This window comes from Pseudomonas sp. GW821-FHT01A09 (assembly GCF_058986725.1).
Window position 1 is genome coordinate 78,315 of the sequence record NZ_JBYSWB010000002.1, and the last position, 13,001, is coordinate 91,315.

At 62.6% G+C, this 13,001-nt stretch carries 10 protein-coding genes; 9 read left to right on the forward strand and 1 reads right to left on the reverse strand.

Annotation, left to right across the window (positions count from 1 at the left end; translation table 11 throughout):
• Nucleotides 1-260 precede the first annotated feature (260 nt).
• Entirely contained in the window at nt 261-875 is a 615-nt protein-coding gene (locus AC3WJP_RS02645; RefSeq protein WP_493719679.1) for a CGNR zinc finger domain-containing protein, read from the reverse strand.
• 433 nt (nt 876-1,308) lie between these two features.
• Between AC3WJP_RS02645 and AC3WJP_RS02650 the strand changes: the two genes are divergently transcribed.
• The 9 genes from AC3WJP_RS02650 (at nt 1,309) to AC3WJP_RS02690 (ending at nt 12,508) form a co-directional block, all read left to right on the forward strand.
• Complete coding sequence (locus AC3WJP_RS02650; protein WP_493719680.1) at nt 1,309-1,950, forward strand: biotin transporter BioY; 642 nt, start codon at nt 1,309-1,311, stop codon at nt 1,948-1,950.
• Nucleotides 1,951-1,966: 16 nt separating this feature from the next.
• Complete coding sequence (locus AC3WJP_RS02655) at nt 1,967-2,686, forward strand: energy-coupling factor ABC transporter ATP-binding protein (protein WP_493719681.1); 720 nt, start codon at nt 1,967-1,969, stop codon at nt 2,684-2,686.
• Nucleotides 2,683-3,348 carry an energy-coupling factor transporter transmembrane component T family protein gene (locus AC3WJP_RS02660; RefSeq protein WP_493719682.1) on the forward strand — a complete coding sequence of 222 codons (666 nt, stop codon included), beginning with the start codon at nt 2,683-2,685 and terminating at the stop codon, nt 3,346-3,348. Before AC3WJP_RS02655 ends, AC3WJP_RS02660 begins: the two co-directional genes overlap by 4 nt.
• On the forward strand, nt 3,345-4,559 hold the full coding sequence (locus AC3WJP_RS02665; RefSeq protein ID WP_493719683.1) for an acyl-CoA dehydrogenase family protein: 1,215 nt from the start codon (nt 3,345-3,347) through the stop codon (nt 4,557-4,559). Before AC3WJP_RS02660 ends, AC3WJP_RS02665 begins: the two co-directional genes overlap by 4 nt.
• Nucleotides 4,560-4,612: 53 nt before the next feature.
• Nucleotides 4,613-5,455, forward strand: coding sequence for an SDR family NAD(P)-dependent oxidoreductase (locus tag AC3WJP_RS02670; RefSeq protein ID WP_493719684.1), 843 nt, complete (start codon nt 4,613-4,615; stop codon nt 5,453-5,455).
• Nucleotides 5,455-6,804 carry an NtaA/DmoA family FMN-dependent monooxygenase gene (locus tag AC3WJP_RS02675; protein ID WP_493719685.1) on the forward strand — a complete coding sequence of 450 codons (1,350 nt, stop codon included), beginning with the start codon at nt 5,455-5,457 and terminating at the stop codon, nt 6,802-6,804. Before AC3WJP_RS02670 ends, AC3WJP_RS02675 begins: the two co-directional genes overlap by 1 nt.
• Nucleotides 6,801-8,177 (forward strand): LLM class flavin-dependent oxidoreductase, encoded by a 1,377-nt coding sequence (locus AC3WJP_RS02680; protein WP_493719686.1) that lies wholly within the window; start codon nt 6,801-6,803, stop codon nt 8,175-8,177. Before AC3WJP_RS02675 ends, AC3WJP_RS02680 begins: the two co-directional genes overlap by 4 nt.
• Nucleotides 8,178-8,255: 78 nt before the next feature.
• Nucleotides 8,256-10,439, forward strand: coding sequence for a TonB-dependent receptor family protein (locus AC3WJP_RS02685; protein ID WP_493719687.1), 2,184 nt, complete (start codon nt 8,256-8,258; stop codon nt 10,437-10,439).
• Between the two features lie 125 nt (nt 10,440-10,564).
• Nucleotides 10,565-12,508 (forward strand): S9 family peptidase, encoded by a 1,944-nt coding sequence (locus AC3WJP_RS02690; RefSeq protein ID WP_493719688.1) that lies wholly within the window; start codon nt 10,565-10,567, stop codon nt 12,506-12,508.
• The last annotated feature ends 493 nt before the right edge of the window (nt 12,509-13,001 follow it).

A 13,001-nucleotide genomic window follows, 5' to 3' on the forward strand; every position in this document is an offset into this window, starting at 1 on the left:
CGCACGCCAAGCCGCCCGAACCGCGCCCTGCAGGGAAAGGCATGTCAAGGGGCGTGACAGTGGCGTGCGCCAACGCTGGCGTCAGCTTTTAACCAAGGGAAATAGCGGACAGGCGCGTTGTCGCCCGAGGGGATGAATCTCCATGAGTGGATCAAAGGCAATCTGGGAGACGGCCAGTGAAAAAGTCCTGCTGAAGATGGGCCATGAAACCCGAGGGTGCTGAGCCCGGGCGGCGTCCTGGTTCAGCCTTGTATTGCTGCTCAACCGCCACCCTCGCTGTCGGCTGCGTGCTCCTCGCTCAAGCGCTGTCGATAACGCTCCGTCGCATGCCGCGCGCCGCAGTTGGTAGAGCACCAGTGGCGGTCGCCGCGCCGCGAGCGATCGACGAAGATCACCGGGCAGATGTGGCTTTCACACTCTCTGATCCGCTCGGCATAGGGCCCGCTGAACAGCTCGACAGCATCGCGGGCCAAGAGTGCCAGCACTTCATCCTGGGTGACCCCCACGGGCTGCTGCCTGGCTTTGCCATCGAGTTGCAATTGCACGGCGGGCACCGGGTGGGCTGCATACTGGTTGATCGCCCGCACGTCGGTCGACAACGCTGGCAGGCCCTTTACCCTTGCCTGAGCAACACCATAGATCGCCCTGCGCAAATCGCGCATGCGCTCCAGATCCTGAGGGCCCACCACCCCCACTGGCGGCAAGCCTATTAGCGCCAGCCAGCCATTCCAGACACCGCCATCCTGAATCCGGTCGTAGCGCCGGCGAGTCCACTCGCCGAAGGTTTCCACCAAAAACAACGCCGGCGTACCGCTGCGGAAATTGAACTTGAGATCGCGCTCGCTCAACGTGTCGTGGTTATCGATATTGGCCAAATCCTTCTCCTTTACAGCCAGCTTGGTGTCATGGGCAGCGCCAGGCGCGAAGACCTGGCGTTGCGATCTGCGGCACCCACAGAGCGCATGTTTCGCAAAAATGTTAGTAGTTTAACCAATAACTAATACCGATAAAAAAACCTGACACGTTATGCATTTATCCCATCACACCACGAGATCTGCATCTTTTCTAAAATAGCCCAGCTCAGCTGGTACGTGCCATCAAGAGAAACGAAAATACTCCAAACGCCCTTGAAAAACATAGGATTATCTCATCTTTATAATCGCCTCAAGCTTTTCCCGGCATAACTTCATCGGTGGCAAGATCGACATATACATAGATCAATTTATTACTTCACAGCGAATTGCTATTACGTAAGATTATTTAGGTTAGAGGATTAACCAATAACCTAATTTTGCAAAGGATATCCCCATGAGCGAATCAGCCTTGCCCAGCGGTGACACCTCTACCGGCCGACGTCGCCCACTCCTGCCGCGCGACCTGGCGCTGATCGCGTTGTTCGCAGCGCTGATCGCCGTACTGGGCCTGTTCGGTACGCTGCCCTTGGGCCCAGTGGCAATCACCGCGCAGACGCTTGGCGTGATGATCGCCGGCACGCTGCTGGGCCCGCGCCGCGCGGTGCTGGCGATCCTGGCGTTTCTGGTGCTGACTCTCGCCGGGCTGCCGCTGCTGGCCGGCGGACGTGGCGGCTTGGCACCCTTGTTCGGGCCCAGCGCTGGCTACCTGGTGGGCTGGCTGCCAGGGGTCGCTGTGATCGCCTGGCTGGCACCGCGGACGGGGCGCAACTACTCCTTCCTCCATGCCCTGCTGGCCAATATCGCCGGCGGCATTGTGGTGATCTACGCGCTCGGCCTGCCGCTGGCGGCCTGGCGCCTGGGCAATGGGCTCAGCGCGGTCATCCTGGCAGCCGTGCAGTTCTTGCCTGGCGACTTGATCAAGGCGGTGATCGCGGCCCTGATCGGACGCTCTATCTTCCGGGCGTTTCCCATTCCGCCTGCGGGAATGCGCCGTGGCGAGTCGCTTGCGAACATCGGCCCGCGGCCCCATCACTGACACCGAGGTCATACCGTTGATTTCTATCCGCAATCTCAACCACAGCTTTGGCGACTGGCCGGTGCTGCACGACATCAATCTGCAGCTCGGCGAGCAACGCATCGCGCTGATCGGCACCAACGGCAGCGGCAAATCCACCCTTGCCCGTACCCTCAACGGCCTGCTGATTCCTATTCAAGGCGAGGTGCTGGTCGACGGCGTGGATGTTCGCCGCCACCCGGTCGAAGCGCGGCGGCGCGTGGGCTTCATGTTCTCTGACGCCGACAGTCAGATCATCATGCCGACGGTGGCCGAGGACGTCGGGCTAGGGCTGCGGCGCTTCAAGCACGACCCGCAGCGCCAGCACCGGGAAATCAGTCGGGTGCTGCAACGATATGGCCTGGAGCGCCATGCCGAGCATTCCGCGCACCTGCTGTCCGGTGGACAGAAGCAGATGCTGGCGCTGGCTTCGGTGTTGGTGACAGAGCCGAAAATACTGATCTGTGACGAACCCACCACCCTGCTCGACTTGTACAACGTCGAGCTGTTCGTGGAGACCCTTCGCGACCTTGAGCAGCAAGTCATTCTGCTTACCCACCAGTTGGAGATCATCGAGGACTTCGACCGCGCCATCGTCATCGATCAAGGCCGAGTATGGTTCGACGGGAAGCCGCAAGAGGCTGTCGCGCGCTACAAGCAGCTGATTCGCGAGCGCCGCCTCAAGACAGGTTCGACACAGCCAGAGGTGGCGCTGTGATCGGCCTGTACGAGGCTGGCAACTCCTGGCTGCACCGCCTGAGCGCCGGCTGGAAATTTCTTGCCCTGATGCTGATCACCAGCGCACTGTCTTTGACGCATTCGCTCTACGGGCAGGCGGGCTGGATGCTATTCGCCTTGGTGCTCTATCCCTTGGCAGGACTGAGCCTCAAACATGCCTGGCGCGCCTGGCTGAGCCTGCTGCCCTTCTTCGTGGTCATCATTGCGGTGCAGTGGGCCACCTCCTCATGGCAGGCCGGGCTGTGGATCGCCAGTCTGATGTACAGCGCGGTGCTGCTCGCCGGCCTGCTAACGTTCACTACCCAGGTTTCGGCCATGCTGGCGCTCTTCGAGCGCCTACTGCTGCCGCTGGATCGGCTGGGCGTGAACCCTTGGAAGGTCAGCCTGGTGCTGGCCTTGACCATCCGCTGCATCCCGAGCGTGTCCCGCGCCGTGAATATTTCCCGCGACGCCTGGAAAGCCCGTGGGCTTGGCAAGCCGAGCTTTCGCATCATCACCCCGGTGCTGGTGCGTTTGATCCGCGACAGCGAAGCGATCGGCGACGCCATCGCCGCACGCGGCCTGGAAAGCGATCCTTCGCGAGATTCTTCACCCGACCAGCCGCGCGACAAGCCGGTGCACAGCCAGGAACAATCGGCATGAGCCACGTCCATATCATCCACGACGAAGCAGAGGTAACTGGGATCCTTGACCGCCTGGTACCGCTGATCGACGCACAGGCCCAGGCCCGCGATGCCTCGGGTGAGCTGCCCGCTGCAGCACTCGCCGAGATCGCTGCCAGTGGCCTGCTGGCACTCAATGTGCCGCGCCGCCACGGCGGCATCCAGGCCTCGGCACTGGTCATCGCTCAGGTCTATCGACGCATCGCCGAAGCCGACCCGAGTGTGGCGCAAATTTTTCAGCCGCACTTTGCTGCCCTCGATGCGCTCGACCGAGTGGGCAGCGAGCAGCAGCAAGACTTCTTCTTCGGCCAGGTGCTCGAAGGTGCCTGGATCGGCAATGCCAGCACCGAAACCGGCGGCAAACGCGGTCATGAACACATGGTCACGCGCCTCACCCAGGATGGCCCGGACTACCGCCTCGACGGGCGCAAGTACTACAGCACTGGCGCTACCCATGCACGCTGGATCGCCGTCATGGCCAAGGATCCCGAAGACCGCATCGGCGTTGCCTATATCGAACGCAACGCGCCCGGCCTGAGCGTCGAGCAGGACTGGAACAGCTTCGGCCAGCGCGGCACCAGCAGCGGCACCTGCGTATTCGACAACGTGTGGGTTCCGCGCTGGCGCTTTGTCGAACGCTGGCGGCTGTTCCAACGCCCCCAGAGCCACGGCGCGTTTGGCCAGTTGCACCATATCGGCCTGGACCTCGGCGTGCTCGATGCAGCACTGAAGGACGCCGTGCGTTTCGTCAACGAGCGCTCTCGGCCCTCCAGCGATTCGCCTTATGCGCGCAACGCGGAGGATCCGGTGGTGATCCATGCGTTTGGCCGTTTCGCCATCCAGCAACGCGCCGCAGCGGCGCTGCTGGACCACGCCGCCCGTACCTATGATCGACTCGATCCGCTGGTGCGCGACCCGCAGACCGCAGCCGAAGTAGCTGGCGAAGCCGCCGCCGAGATTTCGATGGCAGTGGCCGCCGCCAAAGCCTTTACCGCTGAGCAATCGGTGAAATTGACCAGCGACATCTTCGAGTTCCTCGGCGCCAGCGGCACTGCCCGCCACCTGGGCCTGGACCGGCACTGGCGCAACACCCGCACCCATTCGCTGCACGACCCGGCGCGCTGGAAGATTCATCACCTGGGCAATCACTTGCTCAACGGCATCGCCCCGCCGAACACCGGCATCCTTTAACGCAACCACTACCGATCGATAACGCCTCTTCAATGGGGTTGGGGGATTTACGTATGGCAGTTTGGCTTATCACCGGCGCAAGCCGGGGTCTGGGCAAGCACCTGGTACTTGAAGCATTGGCCAAAGGCGATCAGGTGGTGGCAGTTTCACGCCAAGGCCTGAGCGACATTGGCGAGCACCCGGACCTGCTCGACCTCAAGGTCGACCTGGCTCAGGTCGATGCGGCGAAGGCCGCTATCGGTACCGCTTTGCAGCGTTTCGGCCGCCTCGACACGGTCATCAACAATGCCGGCCGCGGCTTGCTCGGCGCCATCGAGGAGGCCAGTGATGCCGAAGTCAAGGCGGTATTCGACCTCAACTTCAACGCCGTACTCAATGTACTGCGCGCTACCTTGCCCGTGTTGCGTGCCCAGCGGGCCGGGAACGTAGTCAACATCAGCTCGCTGGCTGGCATCAGCGGTGCGGCGTCCTGGGGAATCTACTCGGCCAGCAAGTTTGCGGTCGAGGGGCTGAGTGAAGCCTTGGCCAAGGAGACTGCGGCGCTGGGCATCAAAGTGCTGATTGTCGAGCCGGGAATCCTGCGTACCGATTTCCTCGAGGATCAATCGTTGTTGGTCAGTGATGTGCAGATCCATGACTACGACGCATCATCCGGTGCCGCTCGCCGAAGCGTCAACGATAACCGTGGTCAACAGCCCGGTGATCCGCAGCGGGCGGCTCAGCGGATCATCGATCTGGTCACGACCGGCCTGCCCGACGACGGCCTGGCGTCACGCTTGATCCTGGGCTCGGACGCCGGCCGGGTGATCGGTGCCAAGCTGGCCCTGCTCAACCGTCAGATCGAGGCAACTACGCCCCAGGCGGGCAGCATCGATATAGCCGTAGCGAGCGCCTGATGAGCGAGCAGCGCTACATGCACATGGCCTTGGTAGTCGGTGATGCCGGCTTCCACCAGGCGGCTTGGCGCCAGGCCGACAGCGCCGTAGAGCAACTGACGTCGCTCAAGCTGTTCCAAAGCATCGCTCAGCGCGCCGAACGGGCAGTGGTCGATAGCCTGTTCGTTGCCGACGTCGCCGGTTTCGATCCGCAATCGATCAGTGCCTGGCCGAGCAATCAGCTGGAGCCCCTGACCCTGCTGGCAGCACTGGCTGGGGTGACCGAGCGGATCGGCCTGATCGGCACGTTATCGACGACCTACAACGCACCCTACACCTTGGCGCGGCAAGTGCTGTCGCTGGATCACTTGAGCGGCGGCCGTGCCGGCTGGAACGTTGTGGTGTCCCGTGGCGGTCAGCAGCATTACGGCATGGCTGATTTGCCGAGCCACCGCAGCCGTTACGAGCGCGCTGCTGAAACCTTGCAGGCAGCCCGTTCGCTATGGGATGGCTGGGCACCGGATGCTGTGGTCGCCGATCGACACAGCGGCGTTTACGGCCGCCCCGAAAGAATTCACGCCAGCGCATTCGTCGGGGCGCACGTCAACGTCGCCGGAGCCCTTCCAAGCCCGCGTTCGCCACAAGGGCGGCCACTGATCGTGCAAGCCGGAGCCTCCGAGGAGGGTCGAGAACTTGCCGCGCGCTATGCCGATATCGTCTTCACCATGCAGGCCGATGCCGAAGATGCTGCAGCGTTCTACCGCGACCTCAAAGCGCGCGCGGTCCGCCACGGCCGCCGTGCCGAGGACTTGCGAGTGCTGCAGGGAGTCACTCCCTTCTGCGCTCCGGACCTAACGGCCGCGCGTGAACTGCAGCGCTCATTGGCTGGCTTGACCGACCAGAGTGTCGGCCTGAAGCGGTTGGGCGCGTTGCTCAACGGTATTGACTGCACCGCCCTGCCCCTCGACCAGCCGCTGCCCGAATCGCTCCACGAGCAGGCACGCCACAGCGCGCCCAGCACCGCCGCGACCCAGTTGCTGCACATGATCGAGCAGCAAATGCCATTGGGCGATGTGCTGCAGCGTTTGCTCAGCTCCCGTGGTCACTGGACCCCGGTGGGCAGTTTCGAAGATATCGCCACGCAACTGCAGGCGCGTTTCGACGCCCGTCAGACCGACGGTTATGTGGTGCTGCCCGCCGAACTGGGCGCCAGTCTGGATGGCCTGTTCGATCAGGTCATCCCCCGTCTGCAAGCTCGCGGGGTGCTGCGTCGCAGCTATCGCGGCGCCACCCTGCGTGAACATCTCGACCTGCCGCTGCCGCAGTGGCAGCCCCCCGTTCAAGGCACTGCCAAAGGAATTATTCAATGACTCACTCAGCTACCGGCCGCAGTACCAACGAACTGCTATTCAACGCATTCGAGCAGAACTGCGTGTCCCTGGCCTATCACGGGGTGTGGGCGCACCCGGACTCACAACGCTTCGATTACACCCGGCCGAGGTTCTGGACCGACTTGGCCAAGACCTTGGAGCGCGGTGGTTTCGACGCGATCTTTCTGGCCGATGTGGTCGGTGTGCACGACCTTTACAAAGGCGGGTATCAGACCTCAATCGCACAGGCCATGCAGACCCCAGGCGGCGACCCCAGCGTACTGATCCCATTGATGAGCGCGGTCACCGAGCACCTGGGGTTCGTCTTCACCCAGTCGATCCTGCAGGAACCCCCCTTCAACTTTGCGCGCAGGGTCTCGACCCTCGACCACATCACCGAGGGCCGGGTGGGCTGGAACATCGTCACCTCGCATCTGGCCAGTGCTGCGCGCAACCTCGGCTGGCCCGACCTGCCCGAGCACGACACACGGTATGCGATGGCCGCCGAGTACCTGGAGGTCTGCGGGGCGTTGTGGCAGCACAGCTGGGAAGAAGGTGCGGTGTTGCGCGACAAGGCTCTGCGCCGTTATGCCGACCCCAGCAAAGTGCATCGCATCGACTACCACGGCGAGTATTACCAGGTCCCAGGCCCGCACCTGTCCGAACCGTCGCCGCAGCGTACCCCGGTGTTGTTTCAGGCTGGGTCTTCGCAGGCCGGACGCGCCTTTGCCGCACGCAATGCAGAGGCGATCTTCCTGGATTCGACGACGCCCCTGGGGGCACAGCAGATCATCGCCGATATACGCCGCCGGGCCTTGGCGGCGGGGCGAGACCCTTCCAGCATTCTGTTCTTCCAGGGCCTGACCTTCGTAGTCGGCGGCAGTGACGAAGAGGCCAGGGCCAAGGACGCCAGTTACCGCGAGTACCTGCACGAAGAAGCCTTCGCCGCACAACTGAGCAGCGCCGCCGGTCAGGATATTTCGGTCGTCGACCTCAACACCCCATTGGCAGACATCCGCACGAACACCCAGCAGGGCTGGCTCAATAGCCTGCGCCAATCCGCACCGGACCAGACCTGGACTTTGGGCGAAGTCCTGCTGTGGCGGCGCAATCGGCAGATAGTCGGCTGCCCGGAACGCTTGGCCGACGAGTTGCAAAAGTGGAAAGACGCCGGTGTCGATGGCATCAACGTCACCTATGTAATTTCCCCAAGCAGCTTCGAAGACTTCAGTGACGGCCTGGCACCCGAGCTGCGCAAACGCGGGTTGCTCAAGCAACACTACCGCCCGGGCACCCTGCGCCAGAAAATGTTCGGCCACGGCGATCGTCTTGCCAATGATCATCCTGTCGCTCGCGGTATCCGCAGGGGCTGAGCCGCGACGAAACTACCGGTTGCCGTGACCCGGTGACCATTCACCCATCCATAAGATCCATCCGAAGGAACATCCAGCATGCTGTCCAAACAACCTCCTTTTGCCCTCCGTGCATTGCCCTGGCTGAGCTGTGGTGCAGCGCTGGCGCTCAGTTCTTCGGTGCTTGCGGCCGACGACATCCAAGCGGTGCAATTGGGCCGCGTCGAAGTCGTCGGAGAAGCCCTCAACCCAGCCCAAACCGACGCTGAAGCCGCCAAGGAAAAACTCAAGAACACCCCGGGTGGCACCAATTATGTCGACCTGACCAAGGTCGAACAGGGCCGCGCCAGCAACAACGAAGATGTGTTTCGCTTACAGCCTGGTGTATACGCCAGGTCGACTAACAACGAAGGGGTCAAGCTGTCGATCCGCGGGTCCGGCGTCAATCGCGGCCCCAGCGCTCACGCCTCCGGCCTGTTCGAGACCATCGACGGCCTGCCGCTGACCGGCCCTGGGGGCACTCCGTATGAACTGAAGGAACCCCTGTGGATGAGCCGAGTTGAAGTACTTCGCGGTGCTAACGGCTTTGATCGTGGCGCACTGGCCCTGGGTGGCTCGGTGAACTACATCAGCCGCACCGGCTACGACGCCCCTAAGCTCGGCATCCATTACGAGCTCGGCAGCAACGGCTACGCCAAGCGCGAAATCAGCTCCGGACAGGTGCTAGGCAACGCCGACTACTACATCAGCCTCACTGATTCGCAAAGCGATGGCTACCGCGACCACGCCGGTGGCAGCGGCAAAGGGGTGGCTGCCAATTTCGGCTATCGCTTCAGCCCGCAGCTGGAAACACGCTTCTACTTTCGCTACCGGGAAACCGACAACGACATGCCGGGCAACCAGACCCGCTATCAGATCAGCCACGATTCGCGCGGTGCCAACAGCCGCTATCTGGCTCGCGACGCCAAGCGCATCGAGCCCGGCACTACCTGGCTGGGCAACACCACCACTTACCATATCGACGACAACTCACAGATCGAAGCAGGCTTCGTTTACCACGATTACCCCATGGACTTGCGCGAAGGCACCAACCGCATCAAGGTCGCCTACACCGACGTCAGCGGCGTGCTCAACTATTTGCGTGAAGACGAGTTGTCAGGGCATGTCAGCAAGACCACCATCGGCCTGCGCAGCACCCGTGCACTACCCAACAATGGCGCCTCGGAGTACGTACGCACGCCAGCTGGGAACACTGCGGGCTACGCCCCAGGGACCAAGACCCGCGACTACAGTTACTTGGGTTCGGACAGCGTGCTGCATGTCGGCAATGACCTGGAGCTAGTCCCCAATCTGTGGCTGACCACCGGTATCGCGGCTATCTACACCTCACGCCGCACCGACGTCGACTATCCCGCCAGCGGTGGCAACGACAGCCAGGAAAGCTGGGACTATGCGCCACGAGCCGGGCTGCGCTATGACTTCAGCCCGACCCTGCAGGTGTACGGCAACCTCAGCCGCTCGGTCGAGCCACCCCATGCCTGGTCGCTGATCTGGGGCTCGAACAAGTATTTCCCGGCGGGCAGCGGTGCCGCCACCGGTTTGCAGCGCGACGGCATCCACCTCAAGAATCAGACCGCCACCACCCTTGAAATCGGTGGCCGCGGCGATGCCTGGGTAGGCCAGTGGAATGTCGGCCAGTGGGATCTGGCGGTATACCGCTCCGAAGTACGCCACGAACTGCTGTCGGTGGAAACCCAGGCGGCCACCGCCACCACCTCTCAGATCATTGCCGAGTCCAACGCCAGCCCTACCGTGCATCAAGGTGTCGAGCTGGGCGTGGTCACGCCGGTGTGGAACGGCGGCGCTCAGGGCAAGGTCGACTTGACCCAGGCCTACACCTACAGCGACTTTCACTACAAGGACGACGACCGCTTCGGCAATAACCAACTGGCGGGTATTCCCAAGCACTACTATCAGGCCGAACTGCGCTACAGCTTGCCCAACGGCCTGTACACGGCGTTCAACACCGAGCACGCATCGCGCATCGCCGTGGATTACGCCAACTCATACTATGCCGCGCCTTACACCTTGTTCGGCGCCCGCTTTGGCTACGCCGCACCCAAGCATGACTGGGACGGCTGGCTCGACCTGCGCAACCTGACCAACAAGCACTATGCGTCGACTGTCACTCCCGGCTACGACGACAAAGGCCAGGACGCCGCGCGCTCATTCGCCGGCGACGGCTTCGGCGTGTATGTGGGGGTCTCCTGGACCATTCTTTAAGCCACGCTGCAAACGCCCGTCGAAGGCGACGGGCACCTTCCCTTTCTGTTCGCAAGGTCAGGTCTTCAATGAACATAGGTTCGCTGCGGCGTGCGTGCTCGCTCGCCCTTATCGTTGGTACGCTCATGACTATTCCAGCCCTTCACGCCGAAGCAGCACAGCCTGCTCGACTGGCGGACTTGACGCAACTTCAGGACGTCAGCGATCCCCAGATCTCCCCGGACGGCCAGCGAGTGCTGTACACCGTCGCCAGCGCAGACACCCAACATGACCGTCTACATCGCCAGCTCTGGCTTGCCGGCGTAAACAGCGGAGCACCGCGGTTGATCCTCGATGATACGCAGTCGTTCAGCCAGCCCCAGTGGTTGCCCGACGGCAGCGGCATCAGCTTTCTAGCTGCCGATCAGGGCCGACTACAGCTTTGGAAGGTTGACTTGCAAGGCGGCCAGGCGACACTGCTGACAGCAGTGACCGGAGTAATCAGCGACTATCAGTGGCGGCCCGACGGGCAACAACTGGCGCTGATCTACAGCCCGGTCGCGCCACCCAGACCCGACGAGCCGCAGGTCATCGACCGCTATGAATTCAAGCGCGACGGCGTTGGTTATCTGCCAGGCAACGATATCGCGCAGATCTACCTGCTGCGCCTGAATGACCCTGCGCCGCAACGCCTGACCGCAGCGAGTGCGTTTGCCCAGACCACCCCGCGCTGGTCACCGGATGGTCGCTCCATCGCCTTTATCGCCAGCACCGATCAGACCCGCCACGAGACCCTGTTCGTCATTTCGGCCACGCCCGGCAGTACCGCCAAGCCGCTCGCTGCCGCACGCTCGGGCTATGGCAATGAGCCGGCCTGGTCACCTGACGGCAAGCGCCTGGTGTACTTGAGCAGCGACGATCCCCAAGAGGATTTTCGCCGTCATCAATACCTGAGCGCAGTGCGGCTCGACGACGGCAACACCGAGCGGTTGAGCGCGGCACTCGATCTGGACGTCAGTGCCGCACGGTTCAGCACCGACGGAACGCGCCTGCGGTTTATCGTCACCGGAGATCGCCGGCGGGGTGTTTTCGAAATGTCCTTGGCCGATCACGCCATACGGCCATTGATCGATGGGCCACTGACTGTCAGCGCGTTCGCCACAGGGGGCGAGGGCCTGGCGTATATCGCCTCAGCGGACACCCGACCCGGCGAACTGTTCCGCCTGGTTCAGAACGAAGTGACAGCCTTACCCGCCGAGAGTCTCAGCCACCTGCACGATCAACTCAATCAACGAGTAGCTTGGCTGCCTGCCGAAGACATCGCCTTCCCCTCCGCCGACGGTACCTCGATCCATGGCCTGCTGACCTATCCGCCGGGCTCGCAGCGCCAGCACCTGCCCACCCTGCTGCAGATCCATGGCGGCCCCAACGCTCAGGACAGCCACGCGTTTTCCTTCGAACGGCAATACCTGGCAGCGCAAGGCTACGCTGTACTGCACGTCAATTATCGCGGCAGTGCCGGTCGCGGCAGCGCTTTCAGCCACGCGATATTCGCCGATTGGAGCACGCTGCCCGTGCAGGATCTGCTGGCAGGCGTGACCTACCTCACCCAGCGGCAAATTGCCGACCCCGCGCGGTTAGGCATCGGCGGCTGGAGCTTCGGTGCGCTCCTCACCAACTACGTGATCGCCAGCGACAAGCGCTTCAAGGCTGCCATCAGCGGCGCCGGCAGCGGGAACCGCCTGGCCATGTACGGCCATGATCAGTGGATCACTCTGTGGCGGGCTGAATTCCCCGCGCCGTGGCAGAACCCGGAGCTGTGGATCCGGAACTCCTACCCGTTCTTCCACGCCGACCGCATCGACACACCCACCTTGTTCCTCGGTGGCGACAAGGACGCGAGCGTGCCGATCCTGGGTGGCGAACAGATGTTTCAGGCCCTCAAGGTCAATGGCGTACCAACGCAGTTGATCGTTTATCCCGGCGAGGGACATCGGCTGCTCCGGCCGTCATTCGTGCGTGATCGGCTGGAGCGCTATGGCCAGTGGTATCGGCAATGGCTAACGTCGACAGAATCATTGGGCAAATAGCGAGCCCAGCGATGCCGTGGGACCTGCTGCAGAGAGGCACCGCAGCAGGCTGCGAGGCCCCGCGCAGCGTAGCCGCCGCGGCGGCTGTTACATCAGCCACGTAGCCCTGCTCCGGGTCATCCGACAGTCGCCAGATGAACTGCCCCGAGCACGGTACGCCAGGGCTTGTTCCTGGATACGCCCGCAAGCGCGCGTGAAACCCATTGCTGATGCGTTCAGGCGTCAGGGTCACCAGTCGCGCATATTCACGTATTAGCAGATCAAGTTCATCAGATTGGCGAAAGCGCCGAGCAGATCGCGAAAAGGGGCCGTAGCTGTCGAGCGACTGGAAGAAAGTGGCGCGGGTATCGAGGGCCAGCGATCGCTGGTTCAAGTGGAGAAAGACGTGGCATGGGATTACCCAGAATAAAGCAGTCCGTTCTAGACAGCCCCGCGTAGATCACTAACCACCGTGCTGGAATGTCCTTAGCCACAGAACTCCACCCTTTGAAGC

Coding starts and splice junctions, on each gene's coding strand:
- AC3WJP_RS02650 (WP_493719680.1), top strand. CDS start 1,309: ATGAGCGAATCAGCCTTGCCCAGCGGTGACACCTCTACCGGCCGACGT.
- AC3WJP_RS02665 (WP_493719683.1), top strand. CDS start 3,345: ATGAGCCACGTCCATATCATCCACGACGAAGCAGAGGTAACTGGGATC.
- AC3WJP_RS02670 (WP_493719684.1), top strand. CDS start 4,613: ATGGCAGTTTGGCTTATCACCGGCGCAAGCCGGGGTCTGGGCAAGCAC.
- AC3WJP_RS02675 (WP_493719685.1), top strand. CDS start 5,455: ATGAGCGAGCAGCGCTACATGCACATGGCCTTGGTAGTCGGTGATGCC.
- AC3WJP_RS02680 (WP_493719686.1), top strand. CDS start 6,801: ATGACTCACTCAGCTACCGGCCGCAGTACCAACGAACTGCTATTCAAC.
- AC3WJP_RS02685 (WP_493719687.1), top strand. CDS start 8,256: ATGCTGTCCAAACAACCTCCTTTTGCCCTCCGTGCATTGCCCTGGCTG.
- AC3WJP_RS02690 (WP_493719688.1), top strand. CDS start 10,565: ATGACTATTCCAGCCCTTCACGCCGAAGCAGCACAGCCTGCTCGACTG.